General features: G+C 42.7%; 19 protein-coding genes. 11 read left to right on the top strand and 8 right to left on the bottom strand.

From position 1 onward, the window contains the following. Positions 1–360 precede the first annotated feature (360 nt). From dtd to greB, 4 genes are all read right to left on the bottom strand, one after another. On the bottom strand, positions 361–807 hold the full coding sequence (gene dtd, locus ABH008_RS19365; RefSeq protein ID WP_347987252.1) for a D-aminoacyl-tRNA deacylase: 447 nt from the start codon (positions 805–807) through the stop codon (positions 361–363). 116 nt (positions 808–923) lie between these two features. Next, a complete protein-coding gene (locus ABH008_RS19360) occupies positions 924–1,346 on the bottom strand; it encodes a gamma-glutamylcyclotransferase family protein (protein WP_347987251.1) in 423 nt (140 codons plus the stop codon). A gap of 5 nt (positions 1,347–1,351) precedes the next feature. Then, positions 1,352–1,522 (bottom strand): hypothetical protein, encoded by a 171-nt coding sequence (locus ABH008_RS19355; RefSeq protein ID WP_347987250.1) that lies wholly within the window; start codon positions 1,520–1,522, stop codon positions 1,352–1,354. Between the two features lies 1 nt (position 1,523). After that, complete coding sequence (gene greB, locus ABH008_RS19350; protein WP_347987249.1) at positions 1,524–2,015, bottom strand: transcription elongation factor GreB; 492 nt, start codon at positions 2,013–2,015, stop codon at positions 1,524–1,526. A 58-nt stretch (positions 2,016–2,073) separates the two neighbouring features. On the opposite strand from greB, the gene ABH008_RS19345 reads away from it, so the two are divergent. Beyond that, complete coding sequence (locus ABH008_RS19345) at positions 2,074–2,550, top strand: peptidylprolyl isomerase (RefSeq protein ID WP_347987248.1); 477 nt, start codon at positions 2,074–2,076, stop codon at positions 2,548–2,550. A 58-nt stretch (positions 2,551–2,608) separates the two neighbouring features. Here the strand turns inward: ABH008_RS19345 and ABH008_RS19340 are convergent, their stop codons facing one another. Further along, the gene (locus tag ABH008_RS19340) at positions 2,609–3,658 is read right to left on the bottom strand and encodes an NAD(P)-dependent alcohol dehydrogenase (protein WP_347987247.1); all 1,050 of its coding nucleotides are present in this window, start codon (positions 3,656–3,658) and stop codon (positions 2,609–2,611) included. A 749-nt stretch (positions 3,659–4,407) separates the two neighbouring features. Between ABH008_RS19340 and kdpA the strand changes: the two genes are divergently transcribed. The 4 genes from kdpA (at position 4,408) to mfd (ending at position 12,663) form a co-directional block, all read left to right on the top strand. After that, positions 4,408–6,216 (top strand): potassium-transporting ATPase subunit KdpA, encoded by a 1,809-nt coding sequence (gene kdpA, locus ABH008_RS19335; protein WP_347987246.1) that lies wholly within the window; start codon positions 4,408–4,410, stop codon positions 6,214–6,216. A 19-nt stretch (positions 6,217–6,235) separates the two neighbouring features. Continuing rightward, complete coding sequence (gene kdpB / locus ABH008_RS19330) at positions 6,236–8,308, top strand: potassium-transporting ATPase subunit KdpB (protein WP_347987245.1); 2,073 nt, start codon at positions 6,236–6,238, stop codon at positions 8,306–8,308. A gap of 12 nt (positions 8,309–8,320) precedes the next feature. After that, on the top strand, positions 8,321–8,899 hold the full coding sequence (kdpC, locus tag ABH008_RS19325; protein WP_347987244.1) for a potassium-transporting ATPase subunit KdpC: 579 nt from the start codon (positions 8,321–8,323) through the stop codon (positions 8,897–8,899). 320 nt (positions 8,900–9,219) lie between these two features. Continuing rightward, the gene (gene mfd / locus ABH008_RS19320; protein ID WP_347987243.1) at positions 9,220–12,663 is read left to right on the top strand and encodes a transcription-repair coupling factor; all 3,444 of its coding nucleotides are present in this window, start codon (positions 9,220–9,222) and stop codon (positions 12,661–12,663) included. Positions 12,664–12,800: 137 nt separating this feature from the next. Here the strand turns inward: mfd and ABH008_RS19315 are convergent, their stop codons facing one another. Further along, entirely contained in the window at positions 12,801–14,150 is a 1,350-nt protein-coding gene (locus ABH008_RS19315) for a DegQ family serine endoprotease (protein ID WP_347987242.1), read from the bottom strand. Between the two features lie 249 nt (positions 14,151–14,399). Between ABH008_RS19315 and ABH008_RS19310 the strand changes: the two genes are divergently transcribed. Beyond that, complete coding sequence (locus ABH008_RS19310; RefSeq protein ID WP_347987241.1) at positions 14,400–15,695, top strand: cyclic nucleotide-binding domain-containing protein; 1,296 nt, start codon at positions 14,400–14,402, stop codon at positions 15,693–15,695. Positions 15,696–15,957: 262 nt separating this feature from the next. Here ABH008_RS19310 and rpmG read toward each other — a convergent pair whose 3' ends face one another. Both rpmG and rpmB read right to left on the bottom strand, forming a co-directional pair. Next, positions 15,958–16,113, bottom strand: coding sequence for a 50S ribosomal protein L33 (gene rpmG, locus ABH008_RS19305; RefSeq protein ID WP_196434738.1), 156 nt, complete (start codon positions 16,111–16,113; stop codon positions 15,958–15,960). Between the two features lie 11 nt (positions 16,114–16,124). Beyond that, positions 16,125–16,361 carry a 50S ribosomal protein L28 gene (rpmB, locus tag ABH008_RS19300; protein ID WP_347987240.1) on the bottom strand — a complete coding sequence of 79 codons (237 nt, stop codon included), beginning with the start codon at positions 16,359–16,361 and terminating at the stop codon, positions 16,125–16,127. A gap of 139 nt (positions 16,362–16,500) precedes the next feature. Between rpmB and gshB the strand changes: the two genes are divergently transcribed. The 5 genes from gshB to pyrR are packed head-to-tail and all read left to right on the top strand — an operon-like array spanning position 16,501 to position 19,901. After that, entirely contained in the window at positions 16,501–17,451 is a 951-nt protein-coding gene (gshB, locus tag ABH008_RS19295) for a glutathione synthase (RefSeq protein WP_347987239.1), read from the top strand. Continuing rightward, a complete protein-coding gene (locus ABH008_RS19290; protein ID WP_347987238.1) occupies positions 17,451–18,347 on the top strand; it encodes a TonB family protein in 897 nt (298 codons plus the stop codon). Before gshB ends, ABH008_RS19290 begins: the two co-directional genes overlap by 1 nt. Positions 18,348–18,362: 15 nt before the next feature. After that, the gene (locus ABH008_RS19285; RefSeq protein ID WP_347987237.1) at positions 18,363–18,929 is read left to right on the top strand and encodes a YqgE/AlgH family protein; all 567 of its coding nucleotides are present in this window, start codon (positions 18,363–18,365) and stop codon (positions 18,927–18,929) included. Beyond that, positions 18,922–19,374: a Holliday junction resolvase RuvX gene (ruvX, locus tag ABH008_RS19280; RefSeq protein WP_347987236.1), complete on the top strand. Its 453-nt coding sequence runs from the start codon at positions 18,922–18,924 to the stop codon at positions 19,372–19,374. Before ABH008_RS19285 ends, ruvX begins: the two co-directional genes overlap by 8 nt. 5 nt (positions 19,375–19,379) lie before the next feature. Next, positions 19,380–19,901 carry a bifunctional pyr operon transcriptional regulator/uracil phosphoribosyltransferase PyrR gene (gene pyrR / locus ABH008_RS19275; protein WP_347987235.1) on the top strand — a complete coding sequence of 174 codons (522 nt, stop codon included), beginning with the start codon at positions 19,380–19,382 and terminating at the stop codon, positions 19,899–19,901.

The following is a 19,901-nucleotide window of genomic DNA, read 5'->3' as shown; positions in this document are numbered from 1 at the left end:
AAGGTAGTCATTGCCATTCCACTTTTAATAGCCAAGTTTAAAAGGGTGTAGACATAGTTCATTGCACCACATTGTGTAATGTGAGTGATCGAAACTGGGAGTAACTATTCAGCGTATTTTTTATGATTTAAAATCAGCGGGCTGTTGGATGTACTGAACGAGGTGGAGTGCATTTGTTGTGATAGATGCCCGCTTGGCGTCGGCATATCCTATAAAAACTGACAACTACTCGAATAGTTGCAACTTGGATAAAATAAGCTTGTCTTATAATTTGCAAAGTTTGTCGTTTCGAAGATCGGGATTTCGTTGGCTTAACTCTGCCTACGGTTATCCGTTAAAAATCATGAAATCTTCAATTAATCAACTATTTATACACCGCAAAGTAAACGTCACAGGCCCATTATTAATCAAAGCTACCTGCATATCTGCACCAAATTGTCCAAATTGGGTGTCTGGATAAATACTCGTTGCCCGTTGTTGCACATAAGCAAACAATTCCCTGCCTAGTTCTGGAGAGGCTGCAGAAGCAAAGCTGGGACGGTTGCCTTTTTCGGTGTTTGCCGCTAGCGTAAATTGTGGAACAATCAATAAGCCACCTTGAATGTCGCGAAGACTTAAATTCATTTTGTCGTTTTCATCCGCAAAAATACGATAGTTAAGAATGCGTTCCAGTAGTCTGTCAACTTGTTGCTGGCTGTCGTTTTTTTCGACGGCCAGTAAAGCCATAATGCCCGTATTGATGGTGCCGATGTCGATAGAGTTAACAGTGACTTTGGCTTGGGTGACGCGCTGGATGATGGTAATCATGGTGCTATTAGGGGTAATGTTTGTTTTATGCTAATTTGTGGTTTTGTTCTGCCCGCGCTGGGTTATACGATGTACGGATAAGAAATAAGCGCTTAAAAGTTCTACAAATTACGCATCTAACTCAGCCGACACTGAGTATTACAATATTTTTTATAATTACCACTCGGAATAACTTGCAACTCCTGTACCGACCAGTTATACAGATAAACCCAGGCCCATATAGCTAATTTGGCGGAGGTGGTAATTAATATCTGGCTACGCTGGTATTCCCAGGGCTGAGGAAATTGGTTTGTACATTCTTCGAATTCATCCAGCTGCGGCAAAACAAGCTCAGGTTGATACAAGCGATAAAGTTCGCCATGAATCAGGTTTTTATTATGGGTTGGGTTGCTGATTGCAGCAGGATAGTGGTCTACTTCATACAGCAGTCCTGGCACGCTGGCTTGATACAAAAATTTGGCCTGACCTTTTAGTAACGGGTGAGTTTCACCCTGACGATTTTTTTGCAAGGTACCATACACGAACAGTAAGTCCGTCATCGAAGCTAGTATCCAGCGTATAAACGATCTATCACCGCTTTAAACCAGCGCGGTTTAAATAAAAATACATACAGAAACACACTTGCCGATACCGGTACTGGCGAAAAGTCCAACGCAAACATCAATAATATGATGACTAACCATTTTAGTCGCCAGAAAAAACTTGCAGTGTTCATATCAGTACCTGATATTGACGATATAGAAACGATTTTCCTGCTCTCCCAGTCGGATGACTACTTCATCATCCAGTAATTTTTTTAATAGTGCTTTTGCCAGTGGTGAATCCAGGCTAATCAGGCCTCCTGTAGTGTCGATTTCATCTGCACCGACAATACGGTAGGTAATTTCTTCCCCTTCCATGGTTTCCAATGTTACCCAGGCACCGAAAAAAACTTGTTTTTGGTTAGTGGGCTTTTCGGATACTATAGTAAGTGCTGGCAGACGTTTTTGTAAATAGTGTATGCGCCGATCAATTTCGCGCAATTCTTTTTTTCGGTATATGTATTCCGCATTTTCAGAACGATCACCTTCAGCCGCTGCTGCCGATAAGGCAATAGTCACCAGTTTTCGGCGCTCCCATAGCTGTTTCAGTTCTGTTTCCAGGACTTGATAACCGTCTACAGTAATATAAGGAGATGACTTTGGTTGGGGTGGACGCCAGCGTGACATGTTTTTCTACGTGGAAAATGTATAATGTAGCATTTTAAATTCAAGCAATAAGGCGTTTATGCAAATCACCAATCAAACAGCTGTTTCATTTCATTATACCCTAAGCAATGATGCAGGCGAGCAACTGGATAGTTCCATAGGTGAAGCGCCGTTGGTATATCTGCATGGCAAGGGTAATATCATTCCCGGATTAGAAGCCGCCTTGGCTGGCAAACAGGTTGGTGATAAATTTGTGGTTACCATTCCGCCTGAACAGGCTTATGGTGTTTTCGATGCCACTATGCAGCAAGTGGTTTCCAAAAAAATGTTTGATGATACGGATATTGAAATCGGTATGCAATTCCATGCCGATGTTAGTCATGGTGCTGGTATTATCACCATTACCGAAATTAATGGCGATGATGTCACCATTGATGGCAATCATCCTTTGGCAGGCGTGGCCTTGACGTTTGCTGTAGAAGTAGTGGAAGTTAGGCCGGCTACAGCGGATGAATTAGCACATGGTCATGTTCATGGTGAAGGCTGTCATCACTAAAATGCGAGTGTTGGATATGAATGCGCTAGACTATTGTTAAGCGCATTCAGTTAAAATATCAGGCAGTTAAGCTAGCCATATCAATAACAAATCGGTATTTCACGTCACTTTTCAGCATACGTTCATAGGCATGGTTGATTTTTTCAATGTCTATCAGCTCAATATCGGCAACAATATTATGCGTTGCGCAGAAATCCAGCATTTCCTGTGTTTCCTGTATGCCGCCAATTAAGGATCCCACCAATGAGCGGCGCTTGAATATAAGATTAGCGACACTGGGAGTGGGATGTGGATAATCAGGAACGCCCACTAAACATAGGATACCATCACGTTTCAACAAGCTTAAGTATTGATCGAGATCATGTTGGGCGGCGACAGTATCGAGAATAAAATTAAAACTCTGCGCATGTTTTTGCATTTCATCAATATTCTTGGAAATGACTACTTCATCGGCACCTAGGCGCAACGCATCCTCTACCTTATGTGTTGATGTGGTGAATAGCACGGTATGCGCGCCAAATGCATGTGCAAACTTTACGCCCATATGCCCCAAACCACCCAGACCAACAATGCCGACCTTATCCCCAGCCTTAATGTTCCAGTGGCGTAAAGGAGAGTAAGTGGTAATTCCAGCACATAATAAAGGTGCAACGGCAGCTAGATCTAAGTTTTCACTGATGTGTAGCACAAAACGCTGGTCAACCACTATTTGATTGGAATAACCACCGTAAGTTATTTTGCCAGTATGTTTGTCTGGGCTGTTATAGGTAAATACTGCGGCGTGGCAAAATTGTTCCTGATGTTCCTGGCAATCCCCACAAACACCACAAGAATCAACCATGCAACCAACGCCAACCGGGTCGCCAATCTTAAAATTGCTCACTTCCGTACCTGTGGCACTTACCCTCCCGATGATTTCGTGTCCGGGTACCATAGGATAGCTACTACTTTTCCATTCATTTCGGGCCTGATGAATATCGCTATGACAAACTCCACAGTAGAGGATTTCGATAACAATATCCTGCGCTGTAGGGTCACGGCGTTCAAAATTAAAACTGCGTAATGGGGTTTGCGGATTGTAGGCGGCATAGCCGTAGCTTTTTAACATATCAATTTTTTTCCTCACATTAGTTTCAGCTAGATAATCACAGGATACATCGAACACGCGAAATGGCAACTCTAACAGGCTGTTTAGCTGAGTAAGGAGTAAAAATGTCACTATCCACTAAACCTACCTCGTAATAAGTCTATACATTTGCTTATCTTTTTATATTTTTTTTACACGCTCGCTGAAAATCGTGGAAACGGAGCGCAAGCGAAGTGAAGATTTTTAGTCCCCGATAGGCGTAGCGCCGGGCGGGTTATCGCAGCGAAGCGAAGAAAACCTGCAAGGCATCGCGAAACGCCGTCAAGCCATTTGGAGCCTAGCTCTTAAGCCGTTTAGGCGCAAGAGCAGGCGACGAGGGCGAATCGGGGCCGCCGGAGGCATTAAATGGTCGCGTAGTTTTTGCCGCTTGTTGGGGCTGGGATGCCCCTAAACAAGCTTTCGCAAAAATAGCGACTCGCTTGAGCCTAGGTATTTTTACGGTATTTTTATCTATTAATCTGTAAATTACACTGCATGCTATACAACGTTGGATGTTGTTACAGAGTTTTACTAATTAAGAGAGGTATTGTAAATGGATATAGTCTACATAGTTTTGACAGTGGTGTTTTTTGCACTGACAGGCTGGTTGATTTTGGGTTGCCAATCCTTAAGGGGGTCATGATGAGTTGGATATATTTATTAAGTGCCGGCATGGCGCTGCTGGTGTTTGTTTATCTGCTGGTCGCTTTATTTTATCCGGAGAAATTCTGATGACGGGACAGGGATTTTTTCAAATTAGTGTTTATGTTATCACGCTGTTGCTGCTAGCTAAGCCTTTAGGTAACTATATGGCGCGAGTTTATCAGGATCAGTCGGTCGGTCTAAATCGTTGGTTCGCGCCTGTTGAAAAACTATTGTATCGTCTTAGTGGTGTTAAGGCGGATGCGGAAATGCACTGGACGCAATACGCTATTGCTCTATTGGTTTTTAATCTGGCTGGTTTTTTCGCCGTCTATGCATTGCAACGTTTACAGGATATATTGCCTCTCAACCCTCAAAGTTTAGTAGCTATCAGCCCTGATTCTGCTTTCAATACTGCCGTCAGTTTTGTCAGTAATACTAACTGGCAAGGCTATAGTGGCGAAGTTGCCATGAGTTATCTGACGCAAATGCTGGGCTTAACCGTACAAAACTTTCTGTCTGCAGCCACGGGTATGGCGGTATTAGTGGCATTTATCAGAGGATTTACACGCCGAAATACTAACACTATTGGCAATTTTTGGGTTGATATGACACGTAGCACACTGTATATACTAATGCCTTTATCATTGGTGCTTGCTCTTGTTCTGGTTGGTCAGGGGGTGGTGCAAACATTTAAACCCTATCAGACGGTTTCTTTGCAGGAATCGATCAATTATCAAACGCCAAAACTGGATGTAGATGGTCAGGCTGTGCTTGATAGTGAAGGCAAGCCCGTCACCCTAACTGCTTTCACAAAGGAACAAACGTTGGCGTTGGGGCCTGCTGCCTCGCAAATTGCCATAAAACAATTAGGTACCAATGGTGGCGGTTTTTTCAATGTAAATTCTGCTCATCCATTTGAAAATCCCACGCCGTTAAGTAATTTTTTGGAAATGTTAGCCATTCTGCTAATTCCGGCAGCGCTATGCTATACCTTTGGTGCTATGGTAGGTGATATTCGTCAAGGCTGGGTCATGTTGGCGTCTATGACGCTGGTACTGGTGGCTTTGATTTTTGTTACCGTGCCAGCAGAACAACACGGAAACCCTCTGCTAAGTAGTTTGGACGTTACACAAACGGTTTCTGATACGCTGTCTGGTGGCAACATGGAAGGGAAAGAGACGCGCTTTGGCGTGGTTAATTCTGGTTTGTGGGCGATTGTAACTACTGCAGCCTCTAATGGATCTGTCAATGCTATGCATGATTCCTTTACCCCACTAGGTGGTTTGGCGCCCATGTGGTTAATGCAATTGGGTGAAGTCATTTTCGGTGGGGTGGGTTCTGGGCTCTACGGCATGATTATTTATGCGTTGGTGGCCGTATTCGTAGCCGGATTAATGATAGGGCGTACTCCAGAGTATTTGGGTAAAAAGATTGAAGCCTATGAAGTAAAAATGGCTGCGGTGATTTTGTTGATCCCTCCACTGATGGTGTTAGGAGGTACCGCTATTGCTTTGATGCTGGATGTGGGTAAGTCATCAATATTTAATCCAGGGGCGCATGGTTTTAGCGAAGTGTTATATGCATTTTCTTCAGCGGGTAATAATAATGGAAGCGCGTTTGCCGGTATTTCTGCCAATGTGCCGTTTTACAATTTTATGTTAGGTTTAGCCATGCTGTTTTCTCGCTACTGGTTAATAATACCGGTGCTAGCTATAGCCGGTTCTTTGGCGGCTAAAAAAACTATTCCAGTGGGGCCGGGTACATTATCTACCCATACACCCTTGTTTGTAATGTTGTTGATAGGTACCGTGTTATTGGTGGGGGCTTTGACTTTTGTGCCTGCCTTGGCTTTAGGGCCAGTCGTTGAAAATATACAAATGATCAATCACTCCTAATCGGAATTAAGGTAATACTATGACTAGCAATGCTGTTTCTACTTCTCTGCTGGATAAAAAGCTTTTGCAAGAGGCTTTATTCGCAGCCTTTTTAAAACTGACCCCACAACAACAATGGAAAAATCCTGTAATGTTTGTGGTGTATCTAGGTAGTTTGTTAACTACCGTATTATGGTTACAGGCACTTGATGGACAAGGTGAAGAGTCTGCAGGTTTCGTTCTTAGTATCACCTTATGGTTATGGTTCACTGTACTTTTCGCTAATTTTGCTGAAGCAGTAGCCGAAGGCCGCAGTAAAGCCCAGGCAGCCTTTTTACGCAGTGCAAAACGTGATATTGCGGCTAAAAAACTGGATGAGCCACGATATGGGGCAAATTACAGCAAGGTTGTTGGTGCCAGTTTACGGAAGGGTGATGTGGTGTTAATCGAGGCTGGAGATTTTGTTCCCGGCGATGGTGATGTGATTGAAGGTGTTGCCTCAGTGGATGAGAGTGCCATTACTGGCGAAAGTGCTCCCGTCATTCGTGAGTCTGGCGGTGATTTTAGTTCGGTGACTGGCGGTACTCGGGTGTTATCAGACTGGTTAGTAATCAGAGTTTCGGCAAATCCAGGCGAAACATTTTTGGACCGCATGATTTCTATGGTTGAGAGCGCTAAACGTCAGAAAACACCAAACGAAATTGCTCTAACTATTTTATTGGTGGCTTTAACTTTAGTATTTTTATTTGCTACGGTTACCTTATTACCGTTCTCGCTGTACAGTGTGGAAACCAGCAAAATAGGACAACCGATTAGTATCACTGTTCTGGTGGCATTGTTAGTGTGTTTGATACCAACGACCATTGGTGGGCTATTATCAGCTATTGGAGTGGCCGGTATTGGTCGTATGTTACAAAAAAATGTGATTGCTACTTCGGGTCGTGCTGTCGAGGCGGCAGGAGATGTGGATGTTTTGTTGTTGGATAAAACAGGTACCATCACTTTGGGTAATCGGCAGGCCTCAGCATTTATGCCCGTTAAAGGTATTAGTCAGCAACAATTGGCAGATGCCGCTCAAATGGCTTCATTGGCTGACGAAACACCCGAAGGCCGTAGTATAGTGGTATTGGCTAAACAGAAGTTTGGTTTCCGGGAGCGTGATGTACAAGCCTTGGGGGCAACTTTTGTACACTTTAGCGCACAGACGCGTATGAGTGGTGTCAATTTGGATGGTAGGCAAATCCGCAAAGGCGCAGAAGATGCTATTCGGCACTATGTTGCAGAGCAAGGCGGACATTTCCCTGATGAAATTCAGAAAATAGTGGTGGATGTTGCGCGACGCGGCAGTACACCGCTGGTAGTTGCTGAGGGTGCGCAGGCTTTAGGTGTAATCGAGCTAAAAGATATTGTGAAAGGGGGAATTAAGGAGCGATTTATCGAATTGCGTGCCATGGGTATCAAAACAATTATGATTACTGGCGATAATCGTCTGACGGCCGCAGCTATTGCCGCTGAGGCGGGCGTGGATGATTTTTTGGCCGAAGCAACACCGGAAGCCAAGCTGAGTTTAATTCGCCAGCATCAGGCTGAAGGCCGCTTGGTAGCCATGACCGGAGATGGCACCAATGATGCACCTGCTCTAGCTCAAGCAGATGTGGCTGTGGCGATGAATAGTGGTACCCAGGCAGCCAAAGAAGCTGGAAATATGGTCGATTTGGACTCTAATCCGACCAAACTGATCGAGATCGTTGAAACGGGTAAACAAATGTTAATGACGCGAGGTGCGTTGACAACATTTAGTATCGCAAACGATGTGGCTAAATATTTTGCCATTATTCCTGCCGCTTTTGCTACTACCTATCCGGTTTTGAATGTGTTAAATATTATGGGTTTGGCAACTCCTGCCAGCGCTATTTTGTCTGCAGTAATCTTTAATGCTTTGATTATCGTGATCTTAATTCCATTAGCCTTAAAAGGTGTCAGTTATAAGCCTATAGGTGCGGAAAAACTGTTACAAAACAATTTGCTGATTTATGGTCTTGGTGGGCTGATAGTGCCCTTTATTGGAATTAAAGCGATAGATTTGCTACTGGTAGCAATGCGCTGGGTATAAAGGAGAATGTATATGATAAATTATTTTAGACCGGCTGTTGTATTATTGCTGTTGTTTACACTGCTTACTGGAGCCATCTATCCAGTGTTGGTGACTGGTTTGGCGCAATTACTGTTTCCTGCTCAAGCAAATGGTAGCTTGCTGAAAGATAAACAAGGGCAACTGATAGGTTCGGAGCTGATTGGTCAGGCCGTTTTCGATCCAAAATACTTTTGGGGCAGGCCGTCGGCAACTGCACCCTATGCTAATAATGGTGCTGCATCGAGTGGCTCGAATCTGGGGCCAACCAACCCTGCGCTGATTGAGGCGGTTGCTGCCAGGGTGCAAGCCTTAAAAGAAGTTGATCCAGATAATCACTTTCCGGTGCCTGTCGATTTGGTCACTTCTTCTGCTAGTGGTCTTGATCCGCATATCAGTTTGGCCAGTGCACACTATCAGGTTAAACGAATTGCCAAATTACGAAAAATTAATGCAGATCAATTGCAAGATCTGGTTAATGCTAATAGTGAAGATCGGCAGTGGTGGGTGTTTGGGGAGCCTAGAGTTAATGTGTTGAAATTGAATTTGGCTTTAGATCAAATGGCGCGTTAATGGGCGGGTATAAAGAATACATTAGCGCCATACATGTATATTAATTATTTCAAGAATGCTTACGTGAAAAAGATAGCCCTTCCTTCGATCAGGCACTGCTGATTTATAACGAAGGGCTAAGGACGAGCTGTCTTTTTCATTATCGGTCTTAGAAAGTAGATTGAAAAACATTTGTAACGATTAATCGTGTTCATGGCGTCAGTTCAGTTGATCTATGCCAGAGATGATTTTACTATTATCTATATTCATTGCTATGTAGCATCGCCATTGAACAGGGCTTAACGGGTATAATAATCGTTTTATAAACGAATTTCACTCTCATGTCATTCCCGATAATTCCTGCTTCAGCTCTGCCGCAAACCTCTGAACAAAGCATTGTTTGGTCAGGGTTAAACGGCTGTGGTGATGCTCTGGCCTTAGCTACAGCCATTCGCCAGGAAAAACGTTTACTAGTCATCGTTACGGCAGATCACCAAACCGCCTTGCGCTTAGAGCACGAACTGATTTTCTTTCTGGATAACGCCTTACCCATCTTGCATTTTCCTGATTGGGAAACCTTACCCTACGATGTGTTTTCACCCTTGCCGGAAATTATTTCCGAGCGTCTGCGTACCTTGGCTTTATTGCCTGATACCCGGCGTGGAGCGTTGATTGTCTCGGTGGCAACGTTAATGCATCGATTGGCTCCACGCGAACATGTTTTGGCGCATAGTTTTTCTATTGAGGTGGGTGGTACTTTAAATCTGGAACTTACGCGAATTAAATTGGAAGCTGTCGGTTACCAATGTGTTTCTCAAGTTTATCAACATGCTGAATTTGCAGTTAGGGGCTCTATTCTGGATTTATTTCCGATGGGGAGTAAAATTCCGTATCGTATTGAGTTGTTTGATGATGAAGTTGAGTCAATACGGAGTTTTGATCCTGAGACGCAAATGTCTCAGGAAAAAATACAAAAAGTCGAATTGTTTCCTGCGCGTGAATTTCCATTTACCGATGAAGCTATCAAACTTTTTCGCCAATCTTTTCGCGCCCAGTTTCCCGATTCATCACCGAAAAACACCCTATATCTGGATATTTCTAAACAAATTGCACCTGCCGGCATTGAGTATTATCTACCTTTGTTTGTGGATCATACTGAATCATTGTTTGCCTATTTGCCAAAAAATGCGTTGTTTGTTTTGTCTGCTGGATTTATAGACAGTGCAACAACATTTTGTGCGGAAGCTGGGGAACGTTATCAGCAACGCAAATACGATATACATCGCCCCTTGTTGCCACCGGAGCGTTTGTTTTTATCTGTTGAGGAATTTAATCAGCATACCCAGGCTTTTAGTCGTATTGTGCTGGATGACGCATCATCGCAGCCTTATACCTTTCAATGCAAAAGCATGCCTGATGTGGTTATCGATAACCGCCAAAAAGAACCTGCACAAAAATTACGCCAATTTATAGAATCGTTTCAGGGAAAAATTGTATTTGTTGCTGAGACGGCAGGGCATAGAGAGGGGTTAATCGATAAGCTAAAAGTCAGTAAATTAGCTGTAAAACCCCTACAAAATTGGACAGAGTTTACAGAAACTCAACAGTCTTTGTGTATCCTGATAGCGCCATTAGATCAGGGTTTATTACTGGAAGATCCAGCAATAGCCATTATTACTGAAAATCAGATCAGTGGCGAGAAAGTTCAGCAGCGCCGAAGACGCCGTAAATCGGCTGCTCGTGAGTTGGAAAATATTTTCAATAACCTAAACGAGCTAAATATTGGCTCCCCAGTTGTGCATCAAGAGCACGGTGTTGGTCGCTATTTAGGTTTGCAAACCCTGGAAGTTGGTGGAATTACTGCCGAATTTTTAATGCTCGAATATGCCAATCACGATAAGCTCTATGTGCCGGTATCCTCTTTGCATTTGATTGGGCGATACAGTGGTATCAGTGCTGAAAACGCCCCCTTGCATAAACTGGGTACAGATCACTGGAGTAAGGCCAAGAAAAAAGCCATGGAACGAGCGCGTGATGTGGCCGCTGAATTGCTTGATATTCATGCTAAGCGTGCAGTTCGACAAGGTTTTGCCTTTTCGCTTAATCATGATGAGTATTCTGCCTTTGCAGCTGGCTTTCCGTTTGAGGAAACCCCTGATCAGCAGACTGCCATTGAGGCAATTATTGTCGATATGTTGAGTCCACAACCTATGGATAGGGTCGTGTGTGGTGATGTTGGTTTTGGTAAAACAGAAGTGGCTATGCGAGCTACTTACATTGCTGTACAAAGTGGTAAACAGGTAGCTGTGTTAGTGCCTACCACTCTGCTGGCACAACAACATTACCAAAGTTTTCGCGACCGTTTTGCAGATTGGCCGATTCGTGTTGAAGTAATGTCGCGTTTTGTAACGCCCAAGCAGCAAAAAGCTATTGGTGAAGATCTCGCAGCGGGTAAAGTTGATGTCGTAATTGGTACACATAAGTTACTATCCAAAGATATGCAATATCAGAGTTTAGGTCTGGTCATTATTGACGAAGAGCATCGTTTTGGGGTTACCCAGAAAGAACACTTCAAAAAATTACGTTATGAATTAGATTTACTAACCCTGACAGCTACTCCCATTCCACGTACCCTTAATATGGCAATGGCGGGATTGCGGGATATTTCTATTATTGCCACGCCGCCACCCAACCGCCATGCCATAAAAACCTTTGTTAGCGAATGGATTGATTCACAGATACAGGAAGCCTGTCAGCGTGAAATTAAACGTGGTGGTCAAGTGTTTTTTTTGCATAATGATGTAAAAACCATGGAAAAAATGGCTATGGAGTTGGAAGTATTGGTGCCGGAGGCACGTATTCAGATTGCGCACGGGCAAATGGCTGAACGCGATCTTGAGCAAATTATGCTGGATTTTTACCACCAACGCTTTAATTTACTGATTAGTACTACCATAATAGAAAGTGGTATCGATATTCCAAGCGCTAACACCATTGTGATCAATCGTGCCGATAAATTGGGTTTAGCCCAGCTGCATCAGTTGCGAGGGCGGGTAGGGCGTTCACATCACCGTGCATATGCTTACTGTATTGTGCCACCCAAAGCATTAATGTCTAAAGATGCCATCAAACGACTCGAAGCGTTTGAAACCTCCGGTGAATTAGGCGCAGGATTTATACTGTCCTCGCACGACATGGAAATTCGAGGGGCAGGAGAATTGCTCGGCGATGAACAAAGTGGTCAAATTCAGGAAATAGGATTTACTTTATATACAGAGCTAATGGAGCGTGCCGTAAAAGCACTTAAATCTGGCAAGCAGCCTGAATTGGATGCACCTTTAGAAATGGGGCCTGAGGTGGACTTGCAAGTTTCAGCATTGATTCCAGAAGATTATTTGCCCGATATTCATGCGCGACTCGTACTTTACAAACGCATATCAAGTGCAGAAACCAATAGTGATTTGTATGCTTTAAAAGTGGAAATGATAGACCGTTTCGGTTTGTTACCTGATCAAGTTAAAGCCTTATTTAGTATTACGGAACTGAAACAGCAAGCAAACCCGTTGGGGATTAAAAAAATCGAAGCTCATGCGGGGGGCGGGCGTATCGTATTTGGTTCTGCACCACAAATTGATGCGGGTGAATTGATTAAACTGATTCAAACTCAGGCACAGGTGTATAAATTTGATGGTGCCGATAAATTACGCTTTACATTCACGTTTAAGGATTTGGACGATAAAGTGGAGTTTTTGCAGAAATTATTGCTGAAGCTGACTCAAAAGTAAGTATGCCTCTCATCGGTAGGGGCAAAACATATTTGCCCCTATATTGATAATCGAACAAATGATGCACATCTCCTCGTTCGGCATATTCTATTGTTCATTGATTTTGATTCATGAAAGACCATGTTGAATCATTACTCTCATTTTAGCACGACAAAAAAGCCTTCTCCTCCTCGTTGCAGGTTGATTATAAGAGGCTGCCTTGGATTGACAACTTGTTTGAATTCGTCAAGATTTCTAATCCGGTAACGGTTGGCTGAGACAATAATGTCACCCGTGCGTAAGCCACTATTCCATGCAGAAGAACTCGGTTCGATTTTTTCAATCAGAACACCTTCAACTTGGTCCTTGGGGGTTGCTGTCAATGAGGCACCTTGCAAAGTGGGGTGTAATTCTTTTCCCGCAATTTCAGGGCGTTTGGGTTTTCCTATAACCGCTTGTATGGTTTTACGGTCTTCGCCACGCAGAATGTCAATATTGGCGGTATCACCCACTTGCAAAAGGCCAATTTGCGTGCGAATCTGGCTGCTGCCGTTTTTAATTTCTTGACCATTAATGGCAAGCACAATATCTCCGGGTTCCATACCTGATTTTTCAGCGGCCGACCCTGCGTCAACGCGGCTGATAACTGCGCCATGCTGACTCTTCAGGTCAAATGCTTTTATCAATTCAGGTGTCAGATCCTGCGTGGTGATACCGAGTAATCCGCGTCGTACTTCGCCATGTTGAACCAATGATTCCATTAAACGTATTGCCATATTTGATGGTATGGCAAAGCCAATGCCAACGTTTCCACCATTTGGTGCCAGGATGGCGGTGTTCATGCCGACGAATTCGCCACGTAAATTGACCAATGCTCCTCCAGAGTTACCAGGGTTAATTGATGCGTCTGTTTGGATAAAGTCTTCATAGCCCTCAATGCCTAATCCAGAGCGACCTAAGGCACTAACAATGCCAGAGGTCACAGTTTGCCCAAGTCCAAACGGATTGCCAATGGCAACTACGTAATCACCTACTTTAAGTTGGCTGGAATCAGCAACTTTTAGTGCGGTTAAATTATCGGCAGGAATTTGGATAACTGCAACATCTGCTTCTGGATCTGTGCCTAATAACTTAGCATTGAGTTGGCGGCCATCACTAAGAGTAACTGTAATTTTGTCCGCTTTGTCTATGACATGATTATTGGTTAGAATATAACCTCCGTCTTTGTCTATAATGACGCCAGAGCCAAGACTGTTTTTCTGTTGTTGTCGCTGATTTCTAGGGGTGTTAAAAAAACGGCGAAAAACCGGGTCGTTCATTAACGGGTTTTCCTGTATTTTTACATTGGTGGATGTAGAAATATTAACGACTGCAGGCATACTGTTTTCCAACATAGGCGCCAGTGAAGGCAGCGGTGTACCATCTGTTTGCAGAGGTATGGCTGCTGACAATCCTGTTTGGACTAAGCAGAGGCTAATAAACAAAAGAGTTTTGATGGTTTGGGTCATAGTTTTTCTTCCTGAATTGTTTAAATGACAGCATGGACAATGCAGATATGCTAAAAGTTTTCTAAAAATGTTCAAACATTAAATATTTTTGGTTTGCATTGTAATGGTATTAAGTTTTTTAAGGGTTGTGCACAATTTTTATGATTGATTTTTGCTAAAAGGGATGTCCGTGTTTGCAAGTTTTATTGATTCGAAGATCAGCTTCAGCATTAATATTTTCACTAACTTCATTAAGCGAGTTTAACTGATATGGCTGTAGATGCTCTCTCTGAAGAAGGTCGGATTATACGTCAATTGATTCCACTCGCGAATATGCCTGGTAAATGGTTTAACGCATTGTGTGAGCAATTGGTGGTTGAAGAGGCTGAAGATGGTAAGTTTTTATTTTATCGTGGTGATGCGAATACTGAATTGTTCTATTTGTTAAAAGGTTCGGTATCATTACAGGTTGATGATCTTAAAATTGAGACTATCACTGCAGGTAGCGATGCTGCCCGCTTTTCGCTGGCGCATCAAGTGCCACGAAAAGTGAATGTAATTGCCAAAGGTAATATTCGCTATTTGCGTTTGCGTCCTGAAATGATGAAGTTTGCACCTGATGCAAGTAAAGATGAGAGGGAAAGAGATATGACACAAATTCAGCTGACTGAAAGCGATGATTGGATGACAACCTTGTTAATGTCTCCTATTTTTAGGGCTCTTCCTCCAGCCAATTTGCAAAAAGTCATCATGGCATTGGAAGAAGTGAGCTACAAGGCTGGTGAGGTTATTATAGAGCAGGGCGAAGAGGGTGATTATTTCTACTTTGTCAAAAAAGGACAGTGTCAGATTACGCGCAAACCCCCAGCAGGGTCTAAAGAAATCAAATTGGCAACTTGCAATAATCAGGATGCTTTTGGTGAAGATGCGCTGATTTCTGGGTTGCCAAGAAACGCCGCTGTTAGTGCGATCACTGATGTTTCTCTGTTACGACTCAATAAAGATAAATTTATTAACCTGATAAAGCACCCGCTTTTAAAGCATATCAGTTACCATGACGCGGCAGAGTTACTGGCAAAAGGTGCCATGTTGATTGATGTCAGGGAGCCTGAAGAATACAATAAATACCATTTGCCACGTAGTGTAAATATTCCACTATTTTTATTGCGAATGCAGCTGCGTACTATGAATCGGCAGCAACTTTTGATTCTGGTTTGTAAAGATGGAGTAATTAGTGAAACGGCTGCGTTTATTTTAATACGGCATAAATTTAGCGCTTATGTTCTGTTGGGTGGAATCGATCAATTAGGGGCTGATCTGCTCAAGTCAACGGCAGTCGTGACTCAGGAAATGGTCATTGCTGATGTTGAGCCGCAGACTCAGGTTTTGTCAACAGTCGTTGAAAATGAAACTGGGTCGTTACTTACACATCTGCAACAAATGCAAGCCCAATATAAAATTTTACAGACAGAAAAAACAGCTTTGGAAGAAAAATGCGCTTCACTGACTAAGCATGTGAATATGCTGTTGGAGCAGTTGAAGGCGGTTAAAGGTAAAGCAGGATAAGTTTTGTAGCGGGAAATAAAACGGGGTTGCGTTTTTTATGGATAAGGCTTGTAAATACTCTGAATTCCACTCCTATTTAGCTGGATGGAATATATGGCTTAATAAAAATCTAAGTCATTGATTAATAAATATGTTTTCAAATAAGTCATTTGAAAACATATGCTATTCAAAGGCATTATGAATGTATGCTGCAATTGAATAAATCTTTTTGCAGTTTTGCAAAGCTAGTCAAATACTGATAAGACTAGCTTTAAAAAACAGATTATTTAATTTTGGCTTCTTTGTAGATAACATGTCTGCGAACAACGGGATCAAATTTTTTGATTTCCATTTTTTCAGGCATGGTTTTTTTGTTTTTAGTGGTGGTATAGAAATGGCCTGTACCTTCACTTGAAACCAGTTTGATTTTGTCACGCATATTTTATCTCCTTAAACTTGTTCGCCGCGGTTGCGGATGTCGAGAAGAACGGCGTCAATGCCATTTTTGTCGATAATACGCATACCTTTGGATGAAACCCTTAAGCGAATCCAACGATTTTCGCTTTCTACCCAAAATCTGTGATGATGCAGATTGGGTATAAAACGTCTTTTGGTTTTATTTTGGGCGTGTGATACGTTATGCCCGCTAATCGGGCGCTTACCTGTTACTTGGCATACTCTGGACATGACTACCTCAATGCGAGCTTTTATTTCAAATTAGCCAAACTTTATACCAAAAATTCTTTTTAAGGTAAACCACCCATTGAAAAAATAAATTTGATAGAATCTATAATTTACTTTGAATACTCATTAATACAGGCGCTTAATGGCAATTAAACTTGGTATGGTTATGGACCCAATAGGGCAGATTAACATTAAAAAAGACACCAGTTTCGCAATGCTGTTGGAGGCACAAGCGCGAGGTTGGGAGTTGCATTATATGGAAATGGGGGATTTGTTCTTACAAAATGGACATGCGTATGCTCGAACACGAATATTGAAAGTGCAGCGCAATGCTGAAAAATGGCATGAGTTTATCAGTGAACAGGAAATCGCATTATCAGATTTGAATGCTATTATTATGCGTAAAGATCCACCCTGTAATCAGGACTATATCTATGCCACTTATATTTTGGAACAAGCTGAATCTCAAGGCGTTTACGTGGTCAACAAACCACAATCCTTGCGCGATGCCAATGAAAAAATGTTTACGGCATGGTTTCCACAATGTTGTATTGATACACTGGTGGCTCGTGAACCGAGTAGAGTTCGAGCATTTTTGCAGAAACACAAAGAAATTATCCTTAAACCTCTGGATGGTATGGGAGGGGCTTCAATTTTTCTAGTACGTGAAAATGATCCAAATTTAAGTGTTATCTTAGAGACAATGACAGAACACGGTCAGCGATTTATTATGGCGCAAAAATATTTGCCCGATATAAAATACGGTGACAAGCGGATTTTAATGATAAACGGTTTACCTGTGCCTTATTGTTTGGCCCGAATTCCAGCTGATGGTGAAAGTCGTGGAAACTTGGCCGCTGGTGGTCATGGTGAAGGTCGGGAGCTCAGCGCAAGAGATCGCTGGATTGCTGAGCAGGTTGGTCCTGTGCTAAGAGAAAAAGGCTTGGTTTTTGTGGGTATTGATGTCATTGGTGATTATCTTACCGAAATTAATGTGACTAGCCCAACTTGTGTGCAGGAACTTGACAAACAATTTGGTATCAACATTAGTGCCCAGTTAATGGATCATATTGAGATACAACTAAAAGCATAATGGAAAACCAAGCACCAAAACTTAAAAGTTTTTCTTTGTCTAGCGGTGACACGTTATTGTTGGCAGTTTTTCTGGCTGCCTTGATTCATGCCCTAATTTTGCTAGGTGTTGGCTTTAATGGTGTCTCTTTACCAGAACCTAATAAGGTCAGTAAATCGGTTCAGGTAACCCTAACGCAACTACCCGCAAAGACGCCTCCAAAGCATGCGAAAAGTATGGCGGCTGAAAATCAGCAGGGTGGCGGGGACAAGAATAGTACCCAGGAGATGATTAAAGAAAGTTTGCCTGGATCAGCTGCTGATGCTGAAGCTATAGCAGAAATAGCTGAGCAGGAAAACAAGCCTGAACCACAAAAAACAGTACAGAAAAAAGTGCTCACCCGGCCAGAGTCTGCAACAAAATTGTCTATACCGCTACCCGAGGATGAAACTGCTGAAGCCAAAGAGGTTGCCCCAAAATTGTCCGCTGCAGATTTGCAACAGCAAATTGCACAATTAGGTGAACGCATCCGTGATAGCCAGCAAAGTTCTGAAAATAGCAAAATCAAGTTTGTAAGCGCAATTAGTGCCCATAAATATTTGGCTTCTCAATATGTAAAAGACTGGGAAGATAAAGTTGAACGGACTGGTAATCTGAATTATCCTGATTTTGCACGAAATATTGGTGATTCACAAACTTTGACTATGGATGTAGGTATTAACCCTGATGGCAGTATATACAGTATGCGTATCGTTAAGTCTTCCGGTAATCCTGCATTGGATGAGTCTGCAAAGCGAATTGTGAAAATGAGTGCGCCTTTTGCAGCCTTACCTGCTGATTTGTTAAAAGAAGTTAATGTTTTGGTTATTACTCGTGTCTGGAAGTTTTCTGATGAAACAGGCATGACTACCCGGTAAAATGATAGGTATAAAATGAATCCAATAACTTACCTTAATAATCAGTTTCTGATTGCCATGCCCGGCTTGGCAGATCCGCATTTTTTTCATACAGTGACTTATCTATGTCAGCATAATCAGGATGGTGCTTTGGGAATTGTTATCAATCGCCCTACTGAAATGAAACTATCTGATATTTTTCAGCAAATGGGTATCAAAACAGAATTGCCCAAAGTGCTAAATACTCGGGTTTTTGCAGGGGGACCGGTTCAACAAGAACGTGGTTTTGTTATCCATAGTCCTTGCGAACAGCAATGGGATTCCAGTATCTCCACGGCTGAAAATATTACATTGACCAGTTCCAGAGATGTGCTGGAAGCAATTGCCGAAGGTCGTGGTCCTAATCAGTATTTGATTGCATTGGGTTATGCAGGTTGGGGTAGTGGTCAGTTGGAAAAAGAAATTATTGAAAATGCCTGGCTCAATACCCCGTGTGGTGAGGCTATTCTGTATGAAACACCCATAAACCAACGTTGGAATGCTGCTGCGGAGCAGTTGGGTATAGATATTAATCGTTTAACCACGCCAGCTGGACATGGTTAAGATCGACCCCTTAGCCAGTAAATTCAGCAACACTGCTTATCTTGGTTTTGATTTTGGACAAAAAAAAATTGGGGTTGCAGTGGGCTATATGGATACCGCTATTGCCAGTCCCTTGCAAACAATTCGTTCTATTGGTTACTCTCCTGATTGGTCATTAATTACTAATTTGATTAGCGAATGGCAGCCTGTCGGCCTAGTAGTAGGGATATCTAAACAGTCAGATGGTAGTGATAATATCATTACACCTAAAATGGAAAAATTCTGTCGGCAGTTACAGGGGCGCTATGGTTTACCCGTTCATCAGGTTGATGAGTCGCTGACTACCTTTTCGGCCAAACAGTTGTTATTTGATGATCTTAAACTGAGTGCTGGTAAACTATGGGCTGTGCAAGATCAAGTTGCTGCGCAATTGATCCTGCAAAGTTGGTTTAATCAAAATTCATAATTACCATGCAGACACAAACTCTGGACATCAATACTTTATTGGATACTCTGGAAGCCGCTATTCGTATACAAATTGAGCAGCGCAAACTCCACAACCCTTTACTCATTGGCATACATTCCGGGGGCGCTTGGATTGCTGAAACTATGCATAAGCGCTTGAGCATAAAAGATAACTTGGGTTTACTGGATATTTCCTTTTATCGTGATGATTTCTCACAAATCGGAATGAATCCTAAGGTTAAGCGTAGTCAGTTGCCAACACATATGGAAGGTAGAGATATTATTCTGATCGACGATGTGTTCTATACTGGGCGCACCATACGCGCGGCGTTGAATGAGATTTTTGATTATGGACGCCCTAATCAAGTGGTGTTGGCGGTGTTAATAGAACGTGATGGTCGACAAATTCCAATACAACCCGATTGTGTAGGTATGGTGATGACTTTACCGCGGGGGCAGAGAATAAAACTCACCGGACCCGATCCATTAGGTATATATATTCAGACTTTGACTAGTAGTGCAGCTTGA

Origin of the sequence: Methylomonas sp. AM2-LC, assembly GCF_039904985.1 — a bacterium.
Lineage (GTDB): Bacteria > Pseudomonadota > Gammaproteobacteria > Methylococcales > Methylomonadaceae > Methylomonas.
The sequence above is the reverse complement of the archived record's forward strand: the minus strand, read 5'-3'. Positions and strand labels throughout refer to the sequence as shown.

What these genes read in the sequence shown, in the direction of transcription:
- kdpA (WP_347987246.1), top strand. Translation starts at nt 4,408, where the DNA reads ATGACGGGACAGGGATTTTTTCAAATTAGTGTTTATGTTATCACGCTG.
- ruvX (WP_347987236.1), top strand. Translation starts at nt 18,922, where the DNA reads ATGGTTAAGATCGACCCCTTAGCCAGTAAATTCAGCAACACTGCTTAT.
- kdpC (WP_347987244.1), top strand. Translation starts at nt 8,321, where the DNA reads ATGATAAATTATTTTAGACCGGCTGTTGTATTATTGCTGTTGTTTACA.
- ABH008_RS19345 (WP_347987248.1), top strand. Translation starts at nt 2,074, where the DNA reads ATGCAAATCACCAATCAAACAGCTGTTTCATTTCATTATACCCTAAGC.
- rpmB (WP_347987240.1), bottom strand. Translation starts at nt 16,361, where the DNA reads ATGTCCAGAGTATGCCAAGTAACAGGTAAGCGCCCGATTAGCGGGCAT.
- kdpB (WP_347987245.1), top strand. Translation starts at nt 6,236, where the DNA reads ATGACTAGCAATGCTGTTTCTACTTCTCTGCTGGATAAAAAGCTTTTG.
- ABH008_RS19340 (WP_347987247.1), bottom strand. Translation starts at nt 3,658, where the DNA reads ATGTTAAAAAGCTACGGCTATGCCGCCTACAATCCGCAAACCCCATTA.
- gshB (WP_347987239.1), top strand. Translation starts at nt 16,501, where the DNA reads ATGGCAATTAAACTTGGTATGGTTATGGACCCAATAGGGCAGATTAAC.
- rpmG (WP_196434738.1), bottom strand. Translation starts at nt 16,113, where the DNA reads ATGCGTGACAAAATCAAACTGGTTTCAAGTGAAGGTACAGGCCATTTC.
- ABH008_RS19355 (WP_347987250.1), bottom strand. Translation starts at nt 1,522, where the DNA reads ATGAACACTGCAAGTTTTTTCTGGCGACTAAAATGGTTAGTCATCATA.
- greB (WP_347987249.1), bottom strand. Translation starts at nt 2,015, where the DNA reads ATGTCACGCTGGCGTCCACCCCAACCAAAGTCATCTCCTTATATTACT.
- ABH008_RS19290 (WP_347987238.1), top strand. Translation starts at nt 17,451, where the DNA reads ATGGAAAACCAAGCACCAAAACTTAAAAGTTTTTCTTTGTCTAGCGGT.
- mfd (WP_347987243.1), top strand. Translation starts at nt 9,220, where the DNA reads ATGTCATTCCCGATAATTCCTGCTTCAGCTCTGCCGCAAACCTCTGAA.
- dtd (WP_347987252.1), bottom strand. Translation starts at nt 807, where the DNA reads ATGATTACCATCATCCAGCGCGTCACCCAAGCCAAAGTCACTGTTAAC.
- ABH008_RS19360 (WP_347987251.1), bottom strand. Translation starts at nt 1,346, where the DNA reads ATGACGGACTTACTGTTCGTGTATGGTACCTTGCAAAAAAATCGTCAG.
- ABH008_RS19315 (WP_347987242.1), bottom strand. Translation starts at nt 14,150, where the DNA reads ATGACCCAAACCATCAAAACTCTTTTGTTTATTAGCCTCTGCTTAGTC.
- ABH008_RS19310 (WP_347987241.1), top strand. Translation starts at nt 14,400, where the DNA reads ATGGCTGTAGATGCTCTCTCTGAAGAAGGTCGGATTATACGTCAATTG.
- ABH008_RS19285 (WP_347987237.1), top strand. Translation starts at nt 18,363, where the DNA reads ATGAATCCAATAACTTACCTTAATAATCAGTTTCTGATTGCCATGCCC.
- pyrR (WP_347987235.1), top strand. Translation starts at nt 19,380, where the DNA reads ATGCAGACACAAACTCTGGACATCAATACTTTATTGGATACTCTGGAA.